Consider the following 25,665-nt stretch of genomic DNA (forward strand, 5'->3'; position numbering starts at 1 on the left):
AACAAGTTGATACAATCGTATATAATAAACCTATATGATTTGTTAGATATGAAAGAGGATTCCTCATGGGGTCCGAGGAGGTAATTATGGGTAAGCAAGTGAAAACAATTGGTGTTCTGACAAGCGGAGGAGATGCGCCTGGCATGAACGCTGCTGTCAGAGCGGTTGTCAGAACCGGCATATCCAAAGGTCTCAATGTGGTGGGCGTCCGCCGCGGCTATAATGGACTGATTAACGGCGACCTGATTGACATGAGCCTTCGCAGTGTCTCCGATATTATTCACCGGGGCGGCACTATGCTGTATACAGCCCGCTGTGACGAATTCCGCTATGAATCCGGGCTCCAGAAAGCGACCCAGACCTGTATCGATCACGGCATCGACGGCGTGGTCGTCATCGGCGGCGACGGCTCCTTCCGCGGCGCGAGAGATCTTTCCCTCCGCGGCATTCCCTGTGTGGGCATTCCCGGAACCATCGACAACGACATCGCCTGCACTGACTACACCATCGGTTACGACACCGCCATGAACACCGCCATGGAGATGATTGATAAATGCCGCGATACCGCCCAGTCCCACGACCGCTGCTTGGTTGTGGAGGTCATGGGCCGCCGCTGCGGCGACATCGCTCTCAACACCGGCATCGCCTGCGGCGCCACCAGCATCGTGGTGCCCGAGGTCCCCTTTGATATGCAAAAGGACTGCCTGGAGAGAATCCAGAAGGATCTGACCCGCGGCAAACGCCACTTCATTATCATTGTGGCGGAGGGCTACGGCAAGGTGGAGGAGATCGCCCAACAGGTGGGAGATTTCACCGGTATCACCGCCCGGGCCTTGGTGCTCGGCCACGTACAGCGCGGCGGTAACCCCTCGGTGCGCGACCGTGTCATGGCCAGTGAAATGGGTCACTATGCCATTGAAAAGCTGCTGTGCAACGGCATTGGCAATCGCGTCATCGCCCTCAAGGACAGCAAAATTGTCGACTTTGACATCTTGGAAGCCCTGGAGCAGAAGAAAGAGTTCAACATGGAGCTCTATCGCATCGCTCACGAGATTTCCATCTAACGAGAGATTTATAAAAGGGCGAAGTGGATGCATCCACTTCGCCCTTTTTGCAAACGACGTGGTTGGGAAGCCCGGGGAGAACCGGTCTTCCCAGACCGTGAAGTCATCGCCGCCGTCGATGGACTGGAAAATATACTGGCTTGCCGGATGCCATCAAAGGCCGGTTTGGGTGCGGGCCCGCCCTGCATCCTGAGGAGGAACCATGTTACAGAGACTCGCTCCCGGGGAATACAGCCAAGTGTATCAAATTTTGCGGGATTCTTTCCCAAAAAGCGAAAGGAGAACCCGTGAAAGACAGATAAAGCTTATGGAAAATGAGCATTACCGCATTGAGGTCTGGCGGGAAGGGGATACGGTTAAGGCGTTTCTCGCCCTCTGGGACTTTGGGGACTTCCTCTATGTGGAGCATTTTGCCGTGGGGGAATCCTACCGCAACGAGGGTTTAGGCAAAAAGATGCTCACGGAGCTCCTTTCCAGGGAAAAGAGGCTCATCTGTCTGGAGGTGGAGCCGCCCCAAACGGAAATGGCCAAACGGCGCATCGGGTTTTATGAGCGCTTGGGCTTTTTCTTGCAACCTTATGAATATGTACAACCTGCTTTGCGGGAGACAGAGCCCTCCCTGCCGCTGATGATCATGAGTTACCCGCGTCCTATCAGCCGGGAAGAGTTTGAAAAATTCCGAGATACGGTGTATCCGCAGGTCTACGACCAACATCCGTGTCAAGAGCAATAAAAGCAAATCGGTCCGGGAGAGGGAAGAAGTGTCCCTCTCCTTTTTTGTTGGCGGCAAAGGAGCCAACATATTGTTTGGGACAGCTTCATAAAATAAATGGAGTCCGTCATTTTGACGAAGGCTTTTGAAGGTAAAATTAGATGTAAAGAAAAATGCTTTACGGATATGCATATTTCAAAACAATGGTGTTGTTAGATTGCAGGAATCCGTTAAATTGGAGTAGAGGGAGAGGAGAAAAAGCAAAATGTGAATAATTTATTAACGAATAAGACGGATGATTATTGATAAAATGTGCATAAATTGGCGATTTGTAGATCATTTCAATCAAAATATTGTGTAATTATTCATTTATTAAGGAAAATTGACAGCAAAAGGCGATGAATAAAACGGAAATTTAGGAGTCAAAAAATTGCTGCAAAAATATATGACTAAATTATGAATATCAATTTTGAAAGAATGTAAAAATATGGAGTAAATTCAATTATATGGATGACTTTTTGTGAAAGAATTCGGCAAAATCGACGGAATTGTAAACATTTTATGATGCAGTGTTTAACTATTGACCTATTTTCGCGCGAATATTAGAATATAAATAAGCAAAATTTAGGAATGAGGTAACAAATGAGACGACTATTTCTCACAATTTTGCTGTTTGTGTTACTTCTTTGTCTGTCCGGTTGCGGCAGCCATGGAAAAGACCAAACTACCCCCCAAAAAGGCGGAGAATCCAACGCAATGACGCTGCCAAACGGCGTCCCAAGCGATGGAGAATATCCGCCGGAAAATCCTTCCGCAGATGATTCCGTGCCTTTTGGCGCTCAGGACGGCGCCCAGGCAGTATCACAAACGGAGCGGCGCGCCATCTGGCTGTCCTACCTGGAACTGCAGAATCTGCTGACTGTGGACCAGGCTGCGACGCAAAAAAACCTGGAGCGCGTCTTTGACAACGTGGCAGACATGGGCCTCGATACGGTGATTGTGCAGGTGAGGCCTTTTGCAGACGCAATCTACAAATCCAGTTATTTCCCGTGGTCCCATATCATCACTGGGACCCAGGGTCAGGACCCCGGCTACGACCCACTGGCAATAATGACAAAATTGGCCAAGGACAAAGGGCTTCGCATCGAGGCATGGGTCAATCCCTACCGCGTCAAGTCCACATCCACGCCTCTGTCCCAGGACTCCGCCCTCTACGGTTGGCTGACGGGGAAAGAGGATCTGGTCATCACCGCCGACGGTCAATCGGGAGCAGAGGTTCTGTCCCAGGCGCTTTATCTCAATCCGGCCAAGGAGGAGGCCCGCACGCTCATTGTAAACGGAGCAAAAGAGCTGGCAAAAAACTATGAAATAGACGCCATCCATTTCGACGATTATTTCTATCCCACCACCGACGCTGCTTTTGATAAGGCGGCCTATGCGGCCAGCGGGAGCGAACTATCCCTCGATGCATGGCGGCGCGAAAACGTAAGCAAGCTGGTGCAGGAAGTTTACAAGGCGGTTAAGTCGGTCAATCCCAAGGTAGAATTCGGTATCAGTCCCCAGGGCAACATGGACGTGAATTTTAATAAACAGTACGCCGATGTTAAGACCTGGGTGAAAAATGAAGGCTATCTGGACTACATCATGCCTCAGGTTTACTATGGCTTTAAGAATAACCTCGCCTTTGACAAGACGGCGGAAGCCTGGGCGAATCTGACCAAGGATTCCAGCGTTAAGCTCTATCTGGGTCTCGCCGCTTACAAAATCGGCAAGGAGGACCAGTGGGCAGGGGACGCCGGTAAGCAGGAATGGGTGACAGACAGCGGCGATCTGCTCAAACGGCAGATTGAGTTTGCCAGAAGTTTAGAGGGAAATACTTATAAAGGCTTTTCACTTTACAGTTATAATTCCTTATTCCAGCCGGAAGCGGCGGTCAAGGAACAAGTAGCAGAAGAGATGAAGAACCTGAAAACCATTTTAAAGTAAGTTTTTCAAAAATAGGCACAAGGGAGGGATACGATTTGAAAACACTCTTTTCAAACAGACGTATTACCGCGATTTCTCTGAGTGTGCTGTTTGTGATGATTACGCTGATCACCGGTGTAACGTCCATTTTTGTAGCAGACAAAAATATGACAAAGCAGCCAGAAAAATTGCAGCAACAACAGGAACAGGTGACGCCTGCCGTTGGGGATTCCCCGGAGCTGTCCCTCGCGCCCGTCAGCTTTAATAAGCCCGACGAGATGCGTGCGGTCTATCTGGTTCCGGGTACCGATTTCCTCACAGGTGACGACCATTCCACGGCAACAGTCAAAGGACAGGTGGACGCGGCCTTGACTTCGGCCAAGGATTTGACCATGAACACCGTCATCGTTCCTCTGACATACCAGGAAAAAGTCATCTATCAGAGCAGTAAGCTGCCCAAGGCGGATCTCAATTTTGATCTACTGTCCTATATTATTGAAAAAGCCCGCGCACAGAAGATGTATGTCTATGTCGTCTATGATGCGCTGGGCACGAAGGACGGCAAAGCCCAGGCAGTTTCCGCCGATGTTATCAAAGCCAGTGCCGAAGGGCTGGGCGAGGTGATCGACGGCTACGATCTGGACGGCGTGCTCCTCGACCATTATTATGAGAGAGAGCCGGAGAAATCGGCCAGCTACAGCGATTATGAGGCCAACGGCGCCGGCCAGGGATTCGAGAGCTTTATGAAGAGCGCCACCGAAAGCCTGGTGAAGACCCTGTCCGCTAAGGTCAAAGAGCTCAACCGCGCCGTGCAGGTGGGGCTCATCACCGACAGCGTCTGGGCCAACAAGGCCGACAACGCCCAGGGTAGCGACACGACCGCCGCCTTCGCCATGCTGACCGACGGCTACGCCGACGTCAAGGACTTCCTTGCCAAGGATTACGCCGATCTCGTCATGGTTCGCGCCGATACAACCATTGCTGACAAGGATACTTCCTTTACAGCGGTTTCCGACTGGTGGAACAAATTGGCGCAGGAGAACGACCTCCCGCTCTACTATATTCACGCGGCGGACAAGATCTGCACCGCAGACGGGTGGACAAGCCCTTCGGAAATTGTGGAGCAGATGATCTTGGCCAAAAAGGGAAGTACATACGGCGGCAGCGTTTTCAATTCTTTAAAGAGCCTCAAAGCCAATCCGGGCGGGAGCACTGAAAAACTCCTCCTCTACTTTGAGACAGGTAAAAACGAAGAAATCGTTGTGACCGAACTCAAGGTGACCAAGCCCGCGAAAACGGAAATGACCACCTACGAGCCGAAGATCACCTTCGCGGGCGGGGCCAACCCGGGCGAGAGCCTACTCCTCAATGGAGAGAAGGTATCGGTCAATCAAAGCGGCTACTTCAGCGTCCAGAAAGACTTGAAGATTGGAAAAAACACCTTTACCATTGAACAGGGCGGCAAGAAGCTGACTTACACCATCACCCGCGCCGTGCAGGTATTTAAAGAAGTATCCCCCAGCGGCTCCATGCAGCTCGACGGCTCCATGGAAGTGATGGTAAGCGCTTTGGCCTATGAAGGAGCGACGGTAACCGCCTCTCTCGGCGGCCAGACCATCACCCTTTCGCCCACCACCGCTATCGATGAAAACGTGGACACCGATTCCATCTATCAGAAATATACCGGTACCATCAAGTTGCCGGAAGGGACAAGCAGTGTCCAGGATTTGGGCAGCATCACCTTCTCCGCTACCTATCAGGGCCTGAGCGAAATGAAGAGCGGCGCGTCGGTGAAATTAAACGCCAAATACAGCCAAACGGTGACCTCCCAGGTCCCCGACGATCCTGACGAACCCGAGGATCCGGATGTGACGACGCCCCAAGTGACGACGAACCCTGCGGTCACCACCACTCCTGAAGTGACCACGGCGCCCGACACCTCCAGTTCCCATTCGTCCAGCTCGACAGGGGAGAACCCCGTCACCACGAAACCGCCGGTGACTACGCCCCCCGTCACGACGACCACGTCTCCCGAGAGCGATCCTCCGGTGACTGAACCTACCGATCCGGACACCATCTATTCCAGCGGCAAGACGGTGACCCCGTCCTCCAACGGCAACAAGATGAGCGGCAAGCAGGTGATGATTACCGCAAATTCTGCGGAGACGTTCCCCACCGATAAGATTAACGACTACTCCGACCCCAATTACTTCCCGCTACCCAAGGGCACCATCGCCCGCGTGCTTAGCGAAGTGTCTTGGTCGGACGGCGGTACGACTTACACTTATTATCAATTGGCCTCCGGTCAGCGCATCTATACCAAGGACGCCAAAGTGATTAGCGACCAGGGCTATGGCAACAACACCATCAATAAGCTCCAGTTTACAAGCGACGGCCGCTACACCAACTTGATCGTTTCCACCGGCTGGAAGGTGCCTTATAAAGTGACCTACTCCGGCTCCTATGTCAATATCGCTTTCGACAGCACCAACAAGGTGCCCGAGGGCCTGAGTCTGAGCAAAAATCCGCTCTTTGTAAGTGCCAGTTGGTCGGGGAGCACCCTCAAGCTTAAACTCAAACAGAGCGGTTCCTTCTTGGGCTACACCGCCTATTACAATGGCAACGATCTGGTCTTCCAGTTTAATTCTCCCACCGCCATCAGCAACGCCCGTATCACCGTGGACCCCGGACACTGGAAGGGGGATCCCGGCGCCATCGGCCTTGGCAAATATAACGAGCAGGATATCAATCAGATGATTGCCAAGCTCGTCACCTCCAAGCTGGAAGCCAAAGGCGCGTCGGTATTGATGATCGATACCCAGCAGAGCTGGCTCTCCATCGATAACCGTCTGGGACAAGCCAAGAACTTCGGCTCCAATCTGCTGGTGAGCATCCATCAGAACTCGGCCGGTTCCACCTCCTCCGCCAACGGCATCGAAGCCTACTACTTTAACGATTACTCCCAGCTCCTGGCCTCCCAGGTCTGTAAGAACGTAAACGCCAAGGCGGGCACCAACATCCGTTACGGCACCAATGGCGACGGTTCGGTCTTTGGCTATATGGCCATGACCCGCGACAGCGCCTTCCCGGCCTCTTTGGTTGAGTGCGGCTTCGTCACCAACCCCGACGAGTACGCAAAGCTCCTCACCGCTTCCTACCGGGACAAGCTGGCCGACGGCATTGTGGCAGGCATTGAGGCATACTTTAACAAAACCGCCACCGGCGCCAATTTGACCGGCACCCAGGCCAGCGCCATCGGCTCCGCGCCGGTGACCACACCTACGACCACAAAGCCCGTGACCACGACGTCCAAACCGGTGACTACTACGCCAGGTGAAGTGACCACCACGACGATACCGGTGACGTCCACCACGACTTCCAAGCCCGTGATTGGTACGACTACACCTAAGGTAACCGTGGAAGAGACCCCGGTCGTTACGACTCCTCATTCCGGTGAAAACGTGCCGCCCGACGTCTCTGTCTCTATTCCGGTAGTGACTACCAAACTGCCGCCGTCCGATGAAGCGGATGATTCCAATGCGGCGAACTTGCCGAAACTGAAAGTCACGGCAGGGGGCAAAGTGGTCGAGGGCAATGCCTATGACATTGTAGCGGGCATCGTAGCCAATGAAATGCCGGAGTCTTTTAATATCGAGGCCATCAAAGCTCAGGCGGTCGCCGCTTACTCCTATGTGCTCTCGAGCAACAATTCCGGAACAGCACCCTATGTGGAAATGAAGAGCAATATCGGACCCAAAGTGGAAAAAGCCGTGAAAGCGGTGCTGGGCGAGCAGGTCACCTATAACGATAAGGTCGCCTTCACTCCGTATTTCTCCTGTGCGGCGGGGAAGACCAACGCCTCTACCGAGGTCTGGGGCGGCCGCTACCCGTATTTGGTCAGCGTGCCGAGCAAGTATGATTACCTGGCCGACAGCTTGTATGTCAGCGCCAAGTATTACACCCACACCTACACCTACTCCGAAGCGGAGATTCTCCGACGGCTGAAATTGGTGGGCATCGAAGTGCCCTCCGGTTACGATATGTCCAAGCTCTTCCAGGTCAAGAGCTACACGTCGGGGGGCTATAACGGCAACATGACCATTGCGGGCGTGTCCACCTACAAAAATAGGTTGAAGAACACCGTGACCAATATCACCGGACGCTGGGTCAGGGAGGACATCCTTAAAAACCCGGACGACGGCAGCATCATCGCTTCGGCCAAGTTCGATGTAGCCTATAAAAACGGCACTTTCACCATCACCACCTATGGTTATGGACACGGCGTAGGCATGAGCCAGTTCGGCGCTCACTTCTACGCGGAGAAAGAGAACATGACCTATGTGGAAATCCTGGAGCATTACTATCCGGGGACTATCATAAAATAGCGAAAACTGATACAAAGAACCAGGAACGACCGGCGTTCCTGGTTCTTTTTTATCAAAAAAACGTACAAATTGGGAAAATCGAATCCGCAAGAATCGGGAATTGCTGGTGAAATTTTGGGAGGAAAACTTTCCTTTTTTCAATTTTTAGCAGGAAAATTGGCGAATTTAGATGATGAAACAAGTATTCATTTACCACAAACGACGAATCCGCCTTGAATTAGTTGTACATATGCGATATAATTTGATACGGTAAGAAACATCATCCGTAAAGGGAGCGTGGAATATGTATAAAATAGTAACGAAGCGTCAGCTCAACGACGCGGTCACCCTCATGGAAGTGGACGCGCCATATGTAGCGAAAAAAGCATTGGCGGGTCAGTTCATCATCTTCCGGGTGGATGAATTTGGAGAGCGCATCCCGTTGACTATCGCCGATTATGACCGGGAAAAAGGTACGGTCACCATCATCTTTCAGGCCGTTGGCAGATCGACTAAGCTGCTGGCGTCCTTAAACGAAGGCGATTATATTCATGATTTTGTCGGACCTTTGGGCGTACCTACCCATCTGGACGGCTACAAAAAGGTTTGTGTCATCGGCGGAGGCGTCGGCTGCGCCATCGCCTATCCGTCGGCTAAGGCGCTTTTCCAAAAGGGCGTGGAAGTCGATATTATCGCCGGTTTCCGCTCGAAAGACATCGTCATCCTGGAGGAGGAGATGAAAGCGGTGGCCACTCACTACTATCTCACCACCGACGACGGTACCTACGGCGAAAAGGGCTTTGTCACCGACAAGCTCAAAGCGCTCATCGAGGCGGGCAACCAGTATGACCTGGTTATCGCCATCGGCCCGATTCCCATGATGAAATTTGTCTCCCTGACCACCAAGCCCTACGGCATCAAGACGATGGTCAGCCTCAACCCCATTATGATCGACGGTACCGGCATGTGCGGCGGCTGCCGGGTCACCGTGGGCGGACAGACCAAGTTTGCCTGTGTGGACGGACCGGATTTTGACGGCCATCAGGTGGACTTCGACGAGCTGATGAAGAGAAACTCCTTCTACAAAGAGGAGGAGCAGCACGACGCCAACCATATCTGCCGCTTGTTTGGAGGGAAACGCAATGCCTAACATGTCTTTACATAAAGTTCCTATGCCGGAACAGGACCCCAATGTCCGCAACAAAAACTTCAAAGAGGTCGCCCTCGGCTACACCGAGGAGATGGCCATGGAAGAGGCGAAGCGCTGCCTGCACTGCAAGAATAAGCCCTGTGTCTCCGGCTGTCCGGTCAATGTCCGCATCCCGGAGTTTATCGCCGAGGTGGCAGCGGGCAATTTCGAGAAGGCCTATGAGATCGTCGCTTCCACCAACGCCCTGCCCGCCATCAGCGGCCGTGTCTGCCCCCAGGAATCCCAGTGCGAGGGCAAATGTGTCCGCGGCATCAAGGGCGAGCCGGTGGCCGTGGGCCGCTTGGAGCGCTTTGTGGCCGACTGGTACATGAAGAATATCCAAAAGGACGTGGTAAAGCCCGAAACCAACGGCCACAAGGTGGCGGTGGTGGGCGCCGGTCCTTCGGGGCTGACCTGCGCCGGCGATTTGGCAAAGCTGGGCTATGAAGTCTCCATCTTCGAGGCGTTCCACACCCCCGGCGGCGTTTTGGTCTACGGCATCCCGGAGTTCCGTCTTCCCAAGGCTATCGTGGCCTCCGAAATCGACAACCTGCGCAAGCTGGGCGTCAATGTGATGACCAACATGGTTATCGGCCGGGTCCTGTCCATCGACGATATCTTCGAGATGGGCTTTGAGGCGGCTTTCATCGGCTCCGGCGCGGGTCTGCCCAGCTTTTTGGGCATCGAGGGCGAGAGCCTCTTGGGCGTCTATTCGGCCAACGAATACCTGACCCGGATCAATCTGATGAAGGGCTATCTGGAGGACTACGACACCCCGGTCCACAAGTCCAAAAACGTGGCGGTCGTCGGCGGCGGCAACGTGGCCATGGACGCGGCCCGCTGTGCCAAGCGGATGGGCGCGGAGAACGTCTATATTGTCTATCGCCGCTCTGAGGCGGAGATGCCCGCCCGTGCGGAGGAAGTCCACCACGCCAAGGAGGAGGGCATCATCTTTAAGCTCCTCACCAACCCCGTCAAGGTGCTGGGGGACGAGACCGGCCATGTCCGCGCGCTGGAGTGCGTGGAGATGCAGCTGGGTGAGCCGGACGCTTCCGGCAGACGCCGTCCGGTGGCGGTCGAGGGCTCCAACTTCGAGCTACCCGTAGACAGCGTGATCATGTCCATTGGAACCTCTCCCAACCCGCTCATCCGCACCACCACCAAGGGCATCGAGGCCAACAAGCACGGCTGCCTCGTGGTGGACGAGAGCATGTGCACCACCCGCGAGGGCGTCTATGCCGGCGGCGACGCCGTCACCGGCGCTGCCACCGTCATCTTGGCCATGGGAGCCGGAAAGACCGCGGCGGCCTCCATCGACAAGTTCCTCAAAGAAAAGAAATAAACCGTACCAAAGATAAGGGCCCGGACAGTAAAAACTGTCCGGGCCCTTTTGGTCTTTTAGTTGTCCAGGTGGCTGGCAAAGTCCTTGAGGTCTTTGAGCTCCATTAAAAGCGCGTCGTTGATAACAAAGGAGACGGCCTGTCTGACATTGTCATAGGGGTTTTCCTGGCGGTAGTCGTCGTCATGCTGGTGGTTTTCCAGCTTTTTGATGCGGTTATCGAGTTCTTTGATCATTTCGTTTTTCATGGTTTTCCTCCTGTCTATAAAGCTGATAGCAATAGTATAGGCAACAAAAGAGAATTCTATGTGGCGGTAAAACCAAATTTCGGTTATGAATTTCTTTTTGTTCACATAAAATGGGACAAAGGGGTAGCGGTCTCGCGGCCCCGGGAAAGCGAAAAGCGATGGAAAGGAGCAGACCCCATCATGAACGAAGTCAGACAGGAGAATCGGCCGGATGTCCGGCAGGAATACAGACAGAACGCTTCCACCAGTCCCTACCGCCGCAAACCCGCCGACCCCCAGCATTCCCAGCAGGAGGAACCGGTGATTTTCAGCGTCGTGGTCATCCAGGTATGTATCTGCGTTTTTGTGATTGCGGCGGCCTTCATCCTCCGCGGCTTTGGCGGGGACACCTACGAGGCGGTGAGAAGCGGTTACTGGAGCCTGGTGGGCGCCTCGGGTTCCTCCAGCGTATCCAGTGTTCCCAGCGCCTCGGGGGACAAACAGAGCGGCGCGTCCAATTATGCCGACAAGATGCGCCAGCTGGAAGAAAAACTCTCCCAGGTGCCGGAGGGATATGCGCCGTCGGGCGCCGGGAAGCCGGCAAACGGAGGGGACAGCTCGGACAAGGGGAAGGAGGAGGACTCCTCCTCCCAGGCGTCGGGAGAAGAAAGCGGTCAAGACAGCAGCGACGCCTCCGCCGCCCGGCAGTCGGGCATGGGGGGACAGCACGATGTGTCCTTTGTGGCTTATGCGGCTGTGGGGAGCAAGGACAATCAAAGATGGGCGGCGCCGGAGGGGACAGCATTGTCCCCCTTTTTTTTGACCGCGGTTCCCATCGCGCCGGTGGATGGCACCATCACTTCCCCCTATGGTTACCGCATCCACCCCATCACCGGTAAACTGGACTTCCATACCGGGCTGGACATCGCGGCGCCCCACAATACCCCCATCCGGGCCATCCTGCCCGGGACGGTCAAGGAGATCGGGGAGTCGGGCGTCTACGGCAATTACATAGTAGTGGCCCATCAAAACGGCCTGGAATCGGTTTACAACCACTGTGAGAGCATCACCGCACAGGTGGGGACAGTGGTGCGCCAGGGGGACTGGATCGCCCGGGTGGGAAGCACCGGACTCTCCACCGGCAACCATGTCCATCTGGACATCAAGATTAACGGCGTCTATGTCAACCCCTATCTTGCCTACACAGGAGTCGCCTATGCTGACATTTCGGATTTGTAACACCCAAATACGGCTCTCCATCTGGTTTTTCGCCGTCCTCTACCTGTTTCTCATCATGGATACCCAGCGGCTTTACCCCCTCTTTTTCGGCTCCATCTTCCTGCACGAGGGCGGGCATCTGCTGATGATGAAGCTGTGCGGCAAGAAGGTGGACGCCATCTCTTTCATGCCCTTCGGCATCCAGGTGCGCTGCGAAGACACGGTGGAGCAAAGCTACGGGCGGGAAATCGCCATCACTTTGGCGGGCCCGTTCCTCAATTTGCTCTGCGCGGGCGTGTGTTTTCTCTTGGCAGGGGACGCTACGGCGGGCACGCTTGCGCTGCTCGCGGCGGTCAACCTGACGCTGGGGGTATTCAATCTCCTGCCCATCGGCGTCCTGGACGGCGGACGGCTCCTCCATGAAATTTTGCAGATGCGGGGAGTCGAGCGCCAGGAGAGCATCGCCGCCGCTGTTTCTTTCCTTTTTTTGGCGCCGCTGCTTTTTTTGGCGCTGTGGTTATTCTTAACGCAGGGACACAACCCCACCCTTTTAATTACCGGCATCTATCTGACAGCCACGGCCATTTTTAAACTCCGGCAGTAGGATGGATTTGGGGGGAGAGGGGTTTCGCAATTGACAGTTCTCCCATTGTTTCATTGAAATGCGGGAAAGTTTACGATATAATAAACTTTCAGACGGTCTTTGAAACGATAGGAGGAAGTCCATGCAAAACCAACTACAAAAGATACTGATGAAGGTGCAAAAGCCTGGAAGATATACCGGCGGAGAGCTCAACAGCGTCATCAAGGCCAAAGACAAGGTGGATGTGCGCTTTGCTTTCTGCTTTCCCGATACCTATGAGGTGGGCATGTCCCACCTGGGGATGAAGATTCTCTATTCCCTCATCAACGAGCGGGAAAACTACTGGTGCGAGCGGGTGTTCGCGCCGGAACTGGATATGGAGGAGCAAATGTTCCTCCACAAGATTCCGCTCTACGCCCTCGAGAGCAAGGACCCATTGGGGGACTTTGACATCATCGGCTTTACTCTCCAATATGAGCTTTGCTTTACCACGGTTCTCAACATGCTGCACATGGCGGGGCTCCCTGTGCGCAGCGCCGACCGGGACGACAGCTTTCCCATCGTGGTGGCGGGCGGGCCCTGCGCTTGCAATCCAGAGCCCATGGCGGCCTTTATCGACGCCTTCCTCCTGGGCGAGGGGGAAGAAAACCTGATGGCCTTTATCGACCTCTATCACGAGGCCAAGCGAAACGGCACGCCCAAGCGGGAATTTCTCCGCCAGGCCAGCCGGATTCAGGGCGTATATGTGCCTAGCCTCTACGACGTGTCCTACTACGAGGACGGCGCCATCAAAGAGGTCACGGCCAGGGAAGGGGCGCCCCTCCCGGTGGAAAAAGCCATCATCCAGGAGTTGGACAAGGTCTACTACCCCAAGGAATTTGTGGTGCCCTTTATCGACACGGTCCACGACCGGGCCATGGTGGAGGTGCTCCGGGGCTGCATCCGGGGCTGCCGGTTCTGCCAGGCGGGCTTTATCTACCGTCCCTTCCGGGAAAAGCACTATGAGACCATCGACCAAAACGCCCGGGACCTGTGCGGGAGCACCGGCTATGAGGAGGTATCCCTCACCTCCTTGAGCACCAGCGACCTGACCGAGATTGAGCCGCTTCTTTCCAGCATGCTCACCTGGAGCGAGGAAGAGAAGGTGAGCCTCTCCCTGCCTTCGCTGCGGGTGGACAACTTCTCCAAGGAGCTCCTTGACAAAATCGCCAAGGTGCGCAAGAGCGGCCTCACCTTCGCCCCCGAGGCGGGGTCCCAGCGGCTGCGGGACGCCATCAACAAAAACGTCACCGAAGAGCAGATCATGAAGACCTGCCGCACGGCGTTTGAGGGCGGCTACACCAATGTCAAGCTCTACTTCATGATGGGCCTGCCCACCGAGACCATGGAGGACGTGGCCGCCATCGCCGACACGGCTCAGCGGGTGGTGGACCTCTTTTACAGCCTGCCCAACCGTCCCAAGGGCCGGGGCGTCAACGTGACCATCAGCGTGGCCTGCTTTGTTCCCAAGCCCTTTACACCCTTCCAGTTCGAGCCCCAGGACACGGTGGAGATGCTGCGGGAGAAGCAGCGCCACCTGATAAGCGCGGTCAAATCCAAGAAGATCACCGTCCATTACCACGAGAGCGATACCTCAGTGCTCGAGGGGGTGCTGGCTAGAGGGGACCGGAAGCTGTGCGACGTCATCGAATACGCCTGGCGCCACGGCTGCAATCTGGATAGCTGGGACGAGCACTTCCTCTACCAGTCTTGGCTCGACGGCTTTGCGGCGTACGGTATCGACCCGGCCTTCTATGCGAACCGCCGCCGGGATTACAACGAGATCATGCCCTGGGACCATCTGGACTACGGGGTGAGCAAAAATTTCTTAATTCGCGAAAACAAAAAGGCTCACGAAGCCCGCACCACCCCCAACTGCAAAGAGGGGTGCAGCGGCTGTGGCGCCAACCGACTGATGGGAGGGCCGTGTGTCAATGGACAATGCAAATGATTTTCGCCCCATCCGCGTCTTTTTCTCCAAGAAGGGCGACGCGATTTATATTTCCCACCTGGATTTGACCCGTTGCATGCAGCGGTGCATCAAGCGCTCAGGCATCCCCATCTGGTATACCCAGGGCTTTCATCCCCACCAGTACATGACCTTCGCCCTGCCGCTGGCACTGGGGTATGAGAGCGAATGCGAGTCCATGGACATCCGGCTGACAGAGGAAATGGACCTCAGCGTGGTCATGGAGCTCCTGAACGCAGCGCTGCCCCGGGACATCCGGGTGCTGCGGGTGACGCAGCCGAAGATGGACCCCAAAGAGATCGCCTTTGCCGAATATGAAGCGGAAGTTTCCTTTGCCTGTGATAGCCAGGGGGAGAAATTTCTCGCACTATTGGAGCAAGATCAGATACTGGTGAGCAAGCGGACCAAAAAGGGCCCCAAAGACGTGGACTTAAAACCGCTTCTGGAGCTCCTTTCCTGGGAGGAAAGGGAGGGGGCGCTGCATTTGTCCCTGCGCCTGCCCGCGGGCAGCACCCTCAATCTGAATCCCACCTTGCTTTTTGACGCCTTTTGCCGGGCCTACCAGTGTGAGACGGCGCAGTGGAAAGTGCGCAGAACGCGGGTGTTGACGGCCAATTTCACCGAATTTTGCTGAGAAAAGCTATTGCAATTGACCAAAGATTATGCTATCATATATAGGCATTTAGTGGCCGCCGCCTCGCGCGGTGGGGTTTGATGCCCGGGGCTTTTTTGGCTCCGGCGACATTAAAGCGGACAGTCCTCTGGCACCGTGTGCGAATGAATGTCTGAGAAATAAGGAGGAAGTATCGAATGGATGCTTTGAAACACATGGCCGCGGATTGTCTTAAATCCGAGGTGCCCAGCTTTGAGATCGGCGACACCGTCCGTGTCAGCGTTAAGATCAAAGAGGGCGAGAGAGAAAGAATTCAGGCTTTTGAGGGCATTGTCATCGCCCGTCAGCACGGTGGCGTCAACGAGTCGTTCACAGTGCGCCGCGTTGCTCATGGCTGTGGAATTGAGAGGGTTTTCCCCCTGCATTCCCCCAATGTCGACAAGGTCCAGGTCATCCGCCATGGACGTGTACGCAGAGCAAAACTGTTCTATCTGCGCGATAGAGTGGGTAAAGCTGCCAAAGTCAAAGAGCAGATTCGCTAATTGAAGCTTTCGGTAAAAAGGGACAGTACATGTCCCTTTTTTGCTATCTATAAGCCAAATTGCACCTGTCCGCCGGGCAGGGAAAGGGGAAATCACGATGGAAGATTACACGCCCATGGAGGAGTTTGACCCTATTGACCCACTGGAAAAGGAGCCCATTTTGGGGCAGACGATCATAAAAGGCAAGCGAAAGAATAAAAATAAGAAGTACAATGGTCTTTACGAATGGGTGGAAACCATTGTGGCGGGCGTGGTCTGCGCCGTGCTGGTCTTCACCTTCGTCATCCGCATGGTGGGGGTGGAGGGCGTCTCCATGCAGCCCACCCTCTATGAGAACGACCGGATTTTCCTCTCCAATTTGGTGCCGCTTTATAAAAACGGGGACGTGGTGGTGGTGACCAAGCACCACATTGACGACCGGCCCCTGGTCAAGCGGATCATCGCCACCGAGGGACAGACCATCGACATCGATTTCGAGGCGGGGAAGGTCTATCTGGACGGGGTGGAGCTCGACGAGCCCTATATCAAGGAAGCCACCCACACCAAGGAGGGAACCGAGTTCCCGCTGACGGTGCCGGAGGGTTATGTCTTCTGCATGGGGGACAACCGCAATGAGTCCATGGACAGCCGGGACCCCCGGGTGGGCCTCATCGATACCCGCTATATCTTGGGAAAAGCGATTTTCCGCGTCTATCCTTTCACTAGCTTTGGTTTTATCAAATAATTCCCTTTGGGAACAGTGGAGGCAATCATGATCGACACCCCTTCCATCCAGTGGTTTCCGGGGCATATGGCAAAGACAAGGCGTCTCATGCGGGACAGTCTCAAAATGGTGGACATCGTCATCGAGCTCACCGACGCCCGCATCCCCCAGAGCAGCCGCAACCCGGAGATCGACAAACTCATCGGCAATAAACCCCGCATCGTCCTGCTCAACAAAGCGGACGCGGCGGATGAAAGCATGAGCCGCGCCTGGTGCGATTTTTACGCGGCCCGGAATATCCCGGCCATGGCGGTGGACTGCCGCAGCGGCAAGGGCCTCAAAGCCTTTGTGCCGCTGCTCAAAAAGGTGCTGGCCCCCGAGCTTGCCCGGCGGGAAAACCGCGGCAATGTGGGCAAACCCATCCGCATGATGGTGGTGGGCATCCCCAACGTGGGCAAGTCCTCCTTTATTAACCGAATGGCGGGCGGTAAGAAAACCAAGGTGGAGGACCGCCCCGGCGTCACCAGGGCCCAGCAGTGGGTCAAGGTGACCGCCGTGCCCGGCGTCAACAACCTGGATTTGCTCGATATGCCGGGGGTGCTCTGGCCCAAGTTTGAGGACCCGCTGGTGGGGGAAAAGCTGGCCTTCACCGGGGCCATCAAGGACGACATCATGGACATCGAACAGCTGGCGGCGAGACTCCTGGACATTTTAAACCGGGAGTACCGGGGGCTTCTCTGCGAGCGGTACCGCCTGGATGAGGAGGAGCTCGCGGACATCGAGCCCTTTGATCTGCTCGCCCTCATCGGAAGGAAGCGGGGCATGCTTATTTCCGGCGGGGAAGTCAACCTGGAACGGGCAGCCATCATGGTGCTCGACGAATTCCGCAGCGGCAAAATCGGCCGCATCTCTTTGGAAGCGCCACCCGCAAAGGGGGCGCAGTGATGGAAACGCCGGATTTGCTTATGTTGGAGCGGGAATATCGAGCAGGCGGCATCACGCTGCTGTGCGGGGTGGACGAAGCGGGCCGGGGTCCGCTGGCGGGGCCGGTCTATGCGGCGGCCGTCATTCTCCCCGCAGAGTTTGACCTGCCGGGGCTCAACGACTCGAAAAAGCTCAGCCCCAAAAAGCGGGAAAGGCTCTACGACCTCATCAAGGACCAGGCGGTGAGCTACTGCATCGCCAGCGCCAGCGAGAGGGAAATTGACGAGGTGAACATCCTGCAGGCCACCTTCCTCGCCATGAACCGGGCGGTGTTGGGCCTCTCGGTGCGGCCCCAGTTCGCCTTAGTGGACGGCAACCGGGACCCGGGGCTGGATGTGCCCACCCGGTGCGTCGTCGGCGGAGACGCCAAGTCCGCCTCCATCGCGGCGGCGTCGATTCTCGCCAAGGTGGAGCGGGACCGTGTTATGGAGCAGCTCCATGAGCAGTATCCCCAGTACGCCTTTGACAAGCACAAGGGGTATCCCACCAAGCTCCACTACGAAAAGATTGCGGCGTTTGGTCCCTCCCCGGTACATAGACAGTCCTTTCTCAAGAAGTTTTACGCGGGGCACTCCCGATGAGCCGCCGGGATACGGGGCGGCTGGGCGAGGACGTCTGCGGGAAAGTGCTGGCGGCGGCGGGCTACCAGATTGTGGCCCGCAACTATCACTCCCGCTACGGCGAAATCGACCTCATCGCCCAAAAGGACGGCGTCCTCGCCTTTGTGGAGGTCAAAGCGCGTAGGGAGGACTCCATCGCGTTGCCCAGAGAATTTGTGGATATAAAAAAGCAGAGGAAGATCATCAAAACGGCGCTTAGTTACCTGTCCGTTACGGGAAGCCCGCTGCAACCCCGGTTCGACGTCTTCGAGGTGTGTCTCGACCCGTCCACCGGAAAGGTGAGCGGCACCCAGCACATCGAAAATGCATTTGAAGCGGGGGACATCGATGAGATATTTTGACCTTCACTGCGACACCATTACCGAGCTTTGCAGGAAAAAGGCGGAGCTTTGTGACTACGACGGGCACCTTTCCCTGCAAAAAGCCGCGGGCATCGGCTGCTGGCGGCAGTGCTACGCCATCTTTATCCCCGACAGCGAGCGGGGGGAGGACGCCATCTCCTACTATGAGCGCCATTATCACTATTTTAAAAAGCAGATGATGGTAAACGGCGATATGGTTGACTGGCAGAAAAAGCTCTCCGACATCGCCGCCGGGCAGCTAAAGTCCCGGGCGGCGGTGTTGACGGTGGAGGGCGGCTGTGTCTTCGCCGGGGACCTGGGACGGATCGGACAGCTCTCCGAGGACGGCGTGCGGATGGTGACGCTCACCTGGAACGGGGAAAACGAGCTGGGTTTTGGCGTCTCCCAGAACCGTGGGCTCAAGCCCTTTGGCTTCGCGGCGCTTCGGGAGATGGAGCGCTGGGACATCGTTGTGGATGTCTCCCACCTCTCCGACGCGGGGCTCGAGGATGTACTGGGCGCCGCGACCCGCCCGCTGATGGCCAGCCATTCCAGCGCCCGGAGCCTCTGCGGGCATCCGCGGAACCTGACGGATGAACAATTTGTCGCTTTGGCTAAAAAGAAGGGGCTGGTGGGAGTCAATTTCAGCAGAGGATTTTTGCAGGAGGATGGCCAAAAAGCCTCGTTTCATGATATGATAAAGCATATCGACCATTTTCTCTCCCTGGGCGGGGAGGACACGGTGGCGCTGGGTTCCGATTTTGATGGAACCGATCTGCCCTCCGATTTTCCGGACATCAGCTCCATCCCCATGCTCTACGAGGAGATGCTCCGGTTGGGATACAAGGAAGCGCTGCTCGACAAGGTCTTTTATCAAAACGCGGCCGACTTTTTTAAGAGATATGAACAATGTAAAGGATAAAAAGCGATCCATGGGAGGGGAACGACAAATGCAGTATCAAAGTACCAGAGATTCCAGTGTCAGCGTTTCGGCGGCACAGGCGATTTCCCAAGGCATTTCCAAGGATAAGGGGCTCTTTGTCCCCAAAAGCATTCCTGATATCAGCGCGGAGCTGGATGCTCTGTGCAAATTGGATTACATCGGGCGGGCGAAGAAAGTTTTGGGGCATTTTCTCACCGACTTTACCGAGGAGGAGCTCTCCGCCTGTGTGGAGGGGGCTTACCTGGGTAAATTCGATGAGGACGAGGTGGCGCCTCTCTCCAAGGTGGGGGAGGACGCCTATCTGCTGGAGCTTTGGCACGGCCCTACCTGCGCGTTTAAGGACGTGGCGCTCCAATTGCTTCCCTACCTGCTGACCACCTCCGCCAAGAAGGTGGTGGACGGGAAGAAGATCGTCATTCTGGTGGCCACCTCCGGGGATACGGGCAAGGCGGCGCTGGAAGGCTTTAAGGATGTGGAGAACACCTCCATCCTGGTCTTCTACCCCGAGGACGGCGTGAGCCCCATGCAGAAACTGCAGATGACCACCCAGGAGGGCGGCAACGTGTCGGTTTGCGCCATCGAGGGCAACTTCGACGACGCTCAAAACGGGGTCAAGTCGATCTTTACCGACCCCGCCCTGGCGAAAAAGCTCTCGGAGAACGGCATGATGTTCTCTTCCGCCAACTCCATCAACTGGGGCCGCCTGGTGCCGCAGATTGTCTATTATGTCAGCGCCTACTGTGATCTGGTGGCCGACGGGGAAATAAAAGCCGGAGAGAAGATCAACGTGGTGGTGCCCACCGGCAATTTTGGCAACATTTTGGCGGCCTATTACGCCAGAGAGATGGGCGTCCCCATCGCAAGGCTCATCTGCGCCTCCAACCAAAACAATGTCCTCACCGACTTTATCCGCACCGGCACCTACGACCGCAACCGGGATTTCCACACCTCCATCTCGCCCTCCATGGACATCCTCATTTCCAGCAACTTGGAGCGGCTGCTCTACCACCTGTGTGATAATGACGACAAGGTCCTCTCCCAGTGGATGACCTCTTTGACCGAGCAGGGCCGTTACACGGTGGACGAAAAGGTGAAGGAGCGGCTGCAAAGCGTCTTCTGGGGCGGCTACTGCGACGACGCGGCGACCAAGGAGACCATCTGGGAGGTGTTCGCGAAATACTCCTATCTCTGCGACACCCATACGGCGGTGGCGGTCAATGTCTACGGCCAGTATGTGGCAAAGACGGGGGACCACACCAAAACGGTGATCGCGTCCACCGCCAGCCCCTTTAAGTTTTCCGGAAGCGTCTTAGACGCCATCGACCCGAAGGCTGTGGACGCCGACGACTTTGTCACCGCCGGGCGCTTGAGTGAAATTTCCGGCTGCCCCATTCCCCGGGCGCTGCGCGAGCTCAAAGAAAAACAGCCGCGCTTTGCCGGCCGGTGTACCCGGGACACCATGGAACAGGTGGTACTCGGGATGCTGGGGATGTAGGCGCCCTATCTGCAACGAAAAACGTCCGGCGGCGATGTTAGTCGCGGCCGGACGTTTCCATCAAAGGGGAGGGGCATTACTGGGGTTTGAAGGTGCTACACTGGGTGTCGCCGTTCATGGCGGCGAAGGCGGGGCCGACCTTGATCTCCTTGGCTGTGCAGTAGCGGCGCCCCTCGTTATAGGCGCAGTTGACGACCTCGCATCTGACGCCGGTGATGTGGTTGGCCTGGGTCTGCTGTTCCTGCTGCATCAAATTCACTCCTTTTGCAGATGTACTCCCCTTTATTTTTTAACATTCTCTCCGCATTATACGGCTGAGGCCACGAAACGATGAGGAAAGGTGATTTATGAATATCTTTGCCATTGCCGACCTTCACCTCTCCCTGGGCACGGATAAACCGATGGATGTTTTTTCCGGTTGGGACGGCTATGTGGAAAAGCTCCGGGAAAACTGGGTAGCCAAGGTGGGAAAGGACGACATCGTCGTCATCGCCGGGGACGTCTCCTGGGGCATGTCGTTGGAGGAGAGCCTCAAAGACTTCCAGTTTATCGAGAGCCTGCCGGGGCAAAAGTATCTGCTTAAGGGTAACCACGACTACTGGTGGACCACCGCCCGGAAGATGAACGGCTTTTTTGAAGAGCGCGGATTAACGAGCCTTCACATCCTCCATAATAACTGTGTCGTCTGCGGCGATTTGGCGCTGTGCGGCACCCGGGGCTGGATTTTTGAAAATGGACAGCCCCAGGATCAGAAGATCGTGGCCAGGGAGGCCCAAAGGCTCGAAACCTCCCTACAAAGCGCCGGGGACCGGGAGAAAATTGTCTTCCTCCACTATCCGCCGGTCTACATGAAGGAGATGTCGGTGGAAATTCTGGAAGTGATGTATCGCCACCATGTCAAAACTTGCTACTACGGCCATATTCACGGCGGTGGCAGGAAATTTGCCCTCAATGGCAGTTATCTGGACACCCAGTTTCGCCTGATCTCCTGCGACCAGGTGGATTTTGACCCGGTGTGGGTCGCCTCCTTTGAACCGGAGGAAAAAGGTGATGTTCGGGACGAAGAAAAACGATAAATCTTTCCAATTTTGCAGGAAAAACTTCAGAAAAGTTCTTGGAGTTTTCGTACAAATGTGATATAATCACTAGGATAAATGTGTTTTATAAAAACAGGAGGAAGTTTTGAAATGAGTTTAACTTCAGCGAAACAGGTAGAAACCAATAAATATGAGCTGGAAATCGCTGTGGATGGCGAAACTTTTGGTGCTGCTGTCGATAAGGCATACCATAAAAATGGTAAAAAGATGCAGGTGCCTGGCTTCCGTAAGGGCAAGGCTCCCCGCAGTGTCATAGAAAGAATGTATGGCGAGGGTATCTTCTTTGAAGACGCCATCAACGATCTGTATCCCGCGGCCTATGAGGCGGCGGTCAAAGAGGCAAAGATCGAGCCGGTGGACCGGGCCGACGTGGAGATCATGGACGTCAGCAAGGACGGCTTTACCTTCAAAGCCACCGTCACCGTCAAGCCTGAGGTGGAAGTGGAAAACTATCAGGGCATCGAGGCCACCAAAAAGATCGTCACCGTCTCCGACGAGGAGATTGAAGACGAGATTCAGAGACTGAGAGAGAGAAACGGCCGCATGGTCAACGTCGAGGACCGCGCTGCCCAGGACGGCGACAACACCATCATCGACTTTGAAGGCTTTGTGGACGATGTCGCTTTTGAGGGCGGCAAGGGTGAGAATTACCCCCTGACGCTGGGTTCCAACCAGTTTATCCCCGGCTTTGAGGGCCAGATCGTCGGACACAATGTGGGCGACGAGTTTGACGTTAACGTCTCCTTCCCGGAGGAGTACCATGTGCCCGAGCTGGCTGGAAAGCCCGCTGTCTTCAAGGTGAAGCTCCACGAGATCAAAATGCGGGAGCTGCCCGAGGTGGACGACGAGTTCGCCAAGGATGTCAGCGAGTTTGACACCGTGGCCGAGCTCAAAGAGGACTTAAAGAAAAAGCTCCAAGAAGCCAAAGAGAACAGCGCCCAGAACGACCTGGAAAATCAGCTCATCGACGTGGTCATCCAGAACATGAAGGCGGAGATCCCTCAGGTTATGATCGATAACCGCATCGACGAGATGGTCCGCGACTTTGACTACCGTCTCCAGTCTCAGGGCATGAACCTGCAGACCTACCTGCAGTACACCGGCATGGAGATGGATTCCTTCAAGAAGACCTTCGCCGAGCAGGCGGAGCGTCAGGTCAAGGTGAGACTGGCGCTGGAAAAGATCGTTGAGAAGGAAGCCATCGAAGTCGAGCAGTCCGCTGTCGACGAGGAACTCAAGAAGCTGGCCGAGCAGTACCAGATCGAAGTCGAGAAGGTCAAGATGGTCATTCCTGAGGAAGAGGTCAAAAAGGATCTGGCTGTCAACAAGGCCATTGATCTCATTCGCGACACCGCCAAGGTGACGGAAGTCGCTGAGGAAGCAAAGAAGGAAGAGGCCAAAGAGAAAAAACCAGCCAAAAAAACAACGAAAAAAGCGCCCGCAAAGAAGGCTGCCCCCAAAGCGGAAGAGCCCGCAGAGGAAGCAAAAGCGGAAGAGAAAGAATAAAGATCGAATAGAAAATTTTTGCTACATATATTTCAGCGGATTTTTTCCGCTGAAATATATTGTGCTTTTAGCGGAATATTTCCCGGAAATAGTGTTTCGCACCGCCTGAAGCGCAAGTTTAGCTTTTATTTGGAGGTGTATTTCCATGAGCTTAGTACCAATGGTCATCGAACAAACCAATCGGGGAGAGCGCTCCTACGATATTTTTTCCCGCCTGCTCAACGACCGCATCATCATGCTCTGCGAGGAGGTCAACGACACCAGCGCCAGTCTGGTGGTGGCCCAGATGCTCTATCTGGAGGGCCAGGATCCCGACAAGGACATTCAGCTCTACATCAACAGCCCCGGCGGCTCCGTGACCGCGGGCATGGCCATCTACGATACCATGAAGTATATCAAATGCGATGTCTCCACCATCTGCATGGGCCTGGCGGCCTCCATGGGCGCGTTTTTGCTCTGCTCCGGCACCAAGGGCAAGCGTCTGGCGCTGCCCAACAGCGAAATTATGATTCATCAGCCCTCGGGCGGCGCCCAGGGCCAGGCCACCGACGTGAAAATTCACGCCGAGTGGATTATGAAGACTAAGGCAAAGCTCAACAAGATGATGGCGGAGGCCACCGGCCAGCCGCTGGAAGTCATCGAGCGGGATACTGAGCGCGACAACTTCATGTCCGCCGAGGAAGCGGTCAACTACGGTCTGGTTGACAAAGTGATTTATGAACGATAGGTTGTGATTTGAGTGCCCAGAAATGACGATGGAAGAACGGTGCGATGCTCGTTTTGCGGCAAAACGCAGGACCAGGTCCGGCGGCTGATCGCGGGGCCGGGCGTCTATATCTGCAATGAGTGCATCGACCTTTGCCAGAGCGTGATGCAAGACGAAGGCCTTGCCCGCCGGAATAAGCCGGTGCGGGAGGAGATCGACATCACCATCCCCAAACCCCAAGAAATCAAAGCGATTCTGGACGAATATGTCATTGGCCAGGAGGAGGCGAAGATCGCCCTCTCCATCGCGGTGTATAACCACTATAAACGCATCTATTTCGGCGGCGGCGAGAATGACGGGGTCGAGCTACAAAAGAGCAATGTCCTTCTGCTGGGACCCACCGGCGTGGGCAAAACCCTCTTGGCCCAGACCTTGGCCAAAATCCTCAATGTGCCCTTTGCCATCGCCGACGCCACCACCCTGACGGAAGCGGGCTATGTGGGCGAGGATGTGGAAAATATCCTCCTGCGCCTCATCCAGGCCGCCGATTACGACATCGAAAAGGCGGAGCATGGCATCATCTATATCGATGAGATTGACAAGATCACCCGCAAGAGCGAGAACCCCTCCATCACCCGGGATGTCAGCGGCGAAGGCGTGCAACAGGCGCTGCTCAAAATCCTGGAGGGTACGGTGTCCAACGTGCCGCCCCAGGGCGGACGCAAGCACCCCCAGCAGGAGTTCATCCAGATTGACACTTCCAACATCCTCTTCATCTGCGGCGGCGCGTTTGAGGGGATTGACAAGATCATCGAGCGGCGGGTCTCCACCTCCTCCATCGGCTTCGGCGCGAAAATCCGCACCAGCGCCGACAAGGAGACGGACAATCTGATCGCCCAGGTGATTCCCCATGATTTAGTCAAATACGGCATGATTCCGGAGCTGGTGGGCCGTATCCCGGTGATCACCACCTTGCAGGCGCTGGACGCGCCCAGTCTGGTGCGGATTCTCTCCGAGCCCAAGAACGCGGTGCTTAAGCAGTATAAGAGGCTGTTCGAGCTCGACGGCATCGACCTGCAGTTTGAGCCGGGGGCACTCCAGGCCATCGCCGATCAGGCCATCCAGAGCAAGACCGGCGCCCGCGGGCTGCGGACCATCATGGAGCGGGTACTCCAACCCATGATGTACGAATCGCCTTCGGACTGCACCATCGAGGAAATTGTGATTTCCGAGGGGTGCGTCAAGGAGGGGGCCCAGCCGGAAATTGTCTATAACCCCAACAAAAAGCCGATGAAGCTCCAGCTTCCCGCCGACCGGGCGATGAAGCCGCGCAAAGATTCCGTCAGCTAACAAATGCTTATAAAAGCAGCCGCAAAAAACGGCTGCTTTTTTCTCCATCCAGGCCGATGGAAAATGGGGCGGAATTTGCCAAGGGATTTTATACAA

The 25,665-nt window shown here is 55.4% G+C and carries 24 protein-coding genes; 22 read left to right on the forward strand and 2 right to left on the reverse strand.

The genetic code is table 11. The features are described from left to right. Nucleotides 1-86: 86 nt before the first annotated feature. The 7 genes from pfkA to gltA all read left to right on the forward strand — a co-directional run bounded on the left by pfkA (nt 87) and on the right by gltA (nt 10,636). Entirely contained in the window at nt 87-1,064 is a 978-nt protein-coding gene (gene pfkA, locus H8709_RS01620) for a 6-phosphofructokinase (RefSeq protein WP_262396627.1), read from the forward strand. A 202-nt stretch (nt 1,065-1,266) separates the two neighbouring features. Next, a complete protein-coding gene (locus H8709_RS01625; protein ID WP_262396628.1) occupies nt 1,267-1,797 on the forward strand; it encodes a GNAT family N-acetyltransferase in 531 nt (176 codons plus the stop codon). A gap of 735 nt (nt 1,798-2,532) precedes the next feature. Then, a complete protein-coding gene (locus tag H8709_RS01630) occupies nt 2,533-3,762 on the forward strand; it encodes a glycoside hydrolase family 10 protein (protein ID WP_262396629.1) in 1,230 nt (409 codons plus the stop codon). 167 nt (nt 3,763-3,929) lie between these two features. Beyond that, a complete protein-coding gene (locus H8709_RS01635; protein ID WP_262396630.1) occupies nt 3,930-8,126 on the forward strand; it encodes a SpoIID/LytB domain-containing protein in 4,197 nt (1,398 codons plus the stop codon). Between the two features lie 69 nt (nt 8,127-8,195). Then, nucleotides 8,196-8,342: a hypothetical protein gene (locus tag H8709_RS01640; RefSeq protein ID WP_262396631.1), complete on the forward strand. Its 147-nt coding sequence runs from the start codon at nt 8,196-8,198 to the stop codon at nt 8,340-8,342. 67 nt (nt 8,343-8,409) lie between these two features. Next, the gene (locus tag H8709_RS01645) at nt 8,410-9,255 is read left to right on the forward strand and encodes a sulfide/dihydroorotate dehydrogenase-like FAD/NAD-binding protein (RefSeq protein ID WP_262396632.1); all 846 of its coding nucleotides are present in this window, start codon (nt 8,410-8,412) and stop codon (nt 9,253-9,255) included. Beyond that, entirely contained in the window at nt 9,248-10,636 is a 1,389-nt protein-coding gene (gltA, locus tag H8709_RS01650) for an NADPH-dependent glutamate synthase (protein WP_262396633.1), read from the forward strand. Before H8709_RS01645 ends, gltA begins: the two co-directional genes overlap by 8 nt. Before the next feature lie 56 nt (nt 10,637-10,692). On the opposite strand, the gene H8709_RS01655 is transcribed toward gltA, so the two are convergent. Further along, nucleotides 10,693-10,881, reverse strand: a complete 189-nt coding sequence (locus H8709_RS01655) for a hypothetical protein (RefSeq protein WP_262396634.1) — start codon at nt 10,879-10,881, stop codon at nt 10,693-10,695. Between the two features lie 180 nt (nt 10,882-11,061). On the opposite strand from H8709_RS01655, the gene H8709_RS01660 reads away from it, so the two are divergent. The 11 genes from H8709_RS01660 to thrC all read left to right on the forward strand — a co-directional run bounded on the left by H8709_RS01660 (nt 11,062) and on the right by thrC (nt 20,910). Further along, nucleotides 11,062-12,099 (forward strand): M23 family metallopeptidase, encoded by a 1,038-nt coding sequence (locus tag H8709_RS01660; protein WP_262396635.1) that lies wholly within the window; start codon nt 11,062-11,064, stop codon nt 12,097-12,099. Beyond that, nucleotides 12,077-12,682: a M50 family metallopeptidase gene (locus H8709_RS01665; RefSeq protein WP_262396636.1), complete on the forward strand. Its 606-nt coding sequence runs from the start codon at nt 12,077-12,079 to the stop codon at nt 12,680-12,682. Before H8709_RS01660 ends, H8709_RS01665 begins: the two co-directional genes overlap by 23 nt. A gap of 121 nt (nt 12,683-12,803) precedes the next feature. Further along, nucleotides 12,804-14,651, forward strand: coding sequence for a TIGR03960 family B12-binding radical SAM protein (locus tag H8709_RS01670; protein ID WP_262396637.1), 1,848 nt, complete (start codon nt 12,804-12,806; stop codon nt 14,649-14,651). After that, nucleotides 14,635-15,303 (forward strand): TIGR03936 family radical SAM-associated protein, encoded by a 669-nt coding sequence (locus H8709_RS01675; RefSeq protein ID WP_262396638.1) that lies wholly within the window; start codon nt 14,635-14,637, stop codon nt 15,301-15,303. The genes H8709_RS01670 and H8709_RS01675 overlap by 17 nt, the downstream gene beginning before the upstream one ends. A gap of 176 nt (nt 15,304-15,479) precedes the next feature. Continuing rightward, a complete protein-coding gene (gene rplS, locus H8709_RS01680; protein ID WP_262396639.1) occupies nt 15,480-15,824 on the forward strand; it encodes a 50S ribosomal protein L19 in 345 nt (114 codons plus the stop codon). A 97-nt stretch (nt 15,825-15,921) separates the two neighbouring features. Then, nucleotides 15,922-16,548, forward strand: a complete 627-nt coding sequence (gene lepB, locus H8709_RS01685) for a signal peptidase I (RefSeq protein WP_262396640.1) — start codon at nt 15,922-15,924, stop codon at nt 16,546-16,548. A 27-nt stretch (nt 16,549-16,575) separates the two neighbouring features. Then, the gene (gene ylqF / locus H8709_RS01690; protein ID WP_262396641.1) at nt 16,576-17,472 is read left to right on the forward strand and encodes a ribosome biogenesis GTPase YlqF; all 897 of its coding nucleotides are present in this window, start codon (nt 16,576-16,578) and stop codon (nt 17,470-17,472) included. Next, entirely contained in the window at nt 17,472-18,092 is a 621-nt protein-coding gene (locus H8709_RS01695; RefSeq protein WP_262396642.1) for a ribonuclease HII, read from the forward strand. The genes ylqF and H8709_RS01695 overlap by 1 nt, the downstream gene beginning before the upstream one ends. Beyond that, nucleotides 18,089-18,472, forward strand: coding sequence for a YraN family protein (locus tag H8709_RS01700; RefSeq protein ID WP_262396643.1), 384 nt, complete (start codon nt 18,089-18,091; stop codon nt 18,470-18,472). Before H8709_RS01695 ends, H8709_RS01700 begins: the two co-directional genes overlap by 4 nt. Next, nucleotides 18,459-19,394: a dipeptidase gene (locus H8709_RS01705; protein ID WP_262396644.1), complete on the forward strand. Its 936-nt coding sequence runs from the start codon at nt 18,459-18,461 to the stop codon at nt 19,392-19,394. Before H8709_RS01700 ends, H8709_RS01705 begins: the two co-directional genes overlap by 14 nt. A 28-nt stretch (nt 19,395-19,422) precedes the next feature. Next, nucleotides 19,423-20,910: a threonine synthase gene (gene thrC, locus H8709_RS01710; protein WP_262396645.1), complete on the forward strand. Its 1,488-nt coding sequence runs from the start codon at nt 19,423-19,425 to the stop codon at nt 20,908-20,910. Nucleotides 20,911-20,986: 76 nt separating this feature from the next. Here thrC and H8709_RS01715 read toward each other — a convergent pair whose 3' ends face one another. Beyond that, complete coding sequence (locus H8709_RS01715; protein WP_262396646.1) at nt 20,987-21,160, reverse strand: DUF1540 domain-containing protein; 174 nt, start codon at nt 21,158-21,160, stop codon at nt 20,987-20,989. A 97-nt stretch (nt 21,161-21,257) separates the two neighbouring features. Here H8709_RS01715 and H8709_RS01720 point away from each other — a divergent pair, with 97 nt between their 5' ends. The 4 genes from H8709_RS01720 (at nt 21,258) to clpX (ending at nt 25,569) form a co-directional block, all read left to right on the forward strand. After that, nucleotides 21,258-21,986, forward strand: a complete 729-nt coding sequence (locus H8709_RS01720) for a metallophosphoesterase (RefSeq protein ID WP_262396647.1) — start codon at nt 21,258-21,260, stop codon at nt 21,984-21,986. A gap of 111 nt (nt 21,987-22,097) precedes the next feature. Next, a complete protein-coding gene (gene tig / locus H8709_RS01725) occupies nt 22,098-23,513 on the forward strand; it encodes a trigger factor (RefSeq protein WP_262396648.1) in 1,416 nt (471 codons plus the stop codon). Nucleotides 23,514-23,658: 145 nt separating this feature from the next. Beyond that, the gene (clpP, locus tag H8709_RS01730) at nt 23,659-24,240 is read left to right on the forward strand and encodes an ATP-dependent Clp endopeptidase proteolytic subunit ClpP (protein ID WP_262396649.1); all 582 of its coding nucleotides are present in this window, start codon (nt 23,659-23,661) and stop codon (nt 24,238-24,240) included. A 12-nt stretch (nt 24,241-24,252) separates the two neighbouring features. Then, nucleotides 24,253-25,569, forward strand: coding sequence for an ATP-dependent Clp protease ATP-binding subunit ClpX (clpX, locus tag H8709_RS01735; RefSeq protein WP_262396650.1), 1,317 nt, complete (start codon nt 24,253-24,255; stop codon nt 25,567-25,569). The last annotated feature ends 96 nt before the right edge of the window (nt 25,570-25,665 follow it).

This window comes from Zongyangia hominis (genome assembly GCF_014385095.1).
In the GTDB taxonomy this organism is placed as follows: domain Bacteria; phylum Bacillota; class Clostridia; order Oscillospirales; family Ruminococcaceae; genus Zongyangia; species Zongyangia hominis.

Coding starts and splice junctions, on each gene's coding strand:
- H8709_RS01720 (WP_262396647.1), top strand. CDS start 21,258: ATGAATATCTTTGCCATTGCCGACCTTCACCTCTCCCTGGGCACGGAT.
- H8709_RS01695 (WP_262396642.1), top strand. CDS start 17,472: ATGGAAACGCCGGATTTGCTTATGTTGGAGCGGGAATATCGAGCAGGC.
- gltA (WP_262396633.1), top strand. CDS start 9,248: ATGCCTAACATGTCTTTACATAAAGTTCCTATGCCGGAACAGGACCCC.
- H8709_RS01645 (WP_262396632.1), top strand. CDS start 8,410: ATGTATAAAATAGTAACGAAGCGTCAGCTCAACGACGCGGTCACCCTC.
- H8709_RS01705 (WP_262396644.1), top strand. CDS start 18,459: ATGAGATATTTTGACCTTCACTGCGACACCATTACCGAGCTTTGCAGG.
- thrC (WP_262396645.1), top strand. CDS start 19,423: ATGCAGTATCAAAGTACCAGAGATTCCAGTGTCAGCGTTTCGGCGGCA.
- H8709_RS01660 (WP_262396635.1), top strand. CDS start 11,062: ATGAACGAAGTCAGACAGGAGAATCGGCCGGATGTCCGGCAGGAATAC.
- H8709_RS01670 (WP_262396637.1), top strand. CDS start 12,804: ATGCAAAACCAACTACAAAAGATACTGATGAAGGTGCAAAAGCCTGGA.
- H8709_RS01665 (WP_262396636.1), top strand. CDS start 12,077: ATGCTGACATTTCGGATTTGTAACACCCAAATACGGCTCTCCATCTGG.
- lepB (WP_262396640.1), top strand. CDS start 15,922: ATGGAAGATTACACGCCCATGGAGGAGTTTGACCCTATTGACCCACTG.
- clpP (WP_262396649.1), top strand. CDS start 23,659: ATGAGCTTAGTACCAATGGTCATCGAACAAACCAATCGGGGAGAGCGC.
- H8709_RS01625 (WP_262396628.1), top strand. CDS start 1,267: ATGTTACAGAGACTCGCTCCCGGGGAATACAGCCAAGTGTATCAAATT.
- pfkA (WP_262396627.1), top strand. CDS start 87: ATGGGTAAGCAAGTGAAAACAATTGGTGTTCTGACAAGCGGAGGAGAT.
- tig (WP_262396648.1), top strand. CDS start 22,098: ATGAGTTTAACTTCAGCGAAACAGGTAGAAACCAATAAATATGAGCTG.
- H8709_RS01655 (WP_262396634.1), bottom strand. CDS start 10,881: ATGAAAAACGAAATGATCAAAGAACTCGATAACCGCATCAAAAAGCTG.
- H8709_RS01715 (WP_262396646.1), bottom strand. CDS start 21,160: ATGCAGCAGGAACAGCAGACCCAGGCCAACCACATCACCGGCGTCAGA.
- ylqF (WP_262396641.1), top strand. CDS start 16,576: ATGATCGACACCCCTTCCATCCAGTGGTTTCCGGGGCATATGGCAAAG.
- rplS (WP_262396639.1), top strand. CDS start 15,480: ATGGATGCTTTGAAACACATGGCCGCGGATTGTCTTAAATCCGAGGTG.
- H8709_RS01630 (WP_262396629.1), top strand. CDS start 2,533: ATGACGCTGCCAAACGGCGTCCCAAGCGATGGAGAATATCCGCCGGAA.
- H8709_RS01675 (WP_262396638.1), top strand. CDS start 14,635: ATGGACAATGCAAATGATTTTCGCCCCATCCGCGTCTTTTTCTCCAAG.
- H8709_RS01700 (WP_262396643.1), top strand. CDS start 18,089: ATGAGCCGCCGGGATACGGGGCGGCTGGGCGAGGACGTCTGCGGGAAA.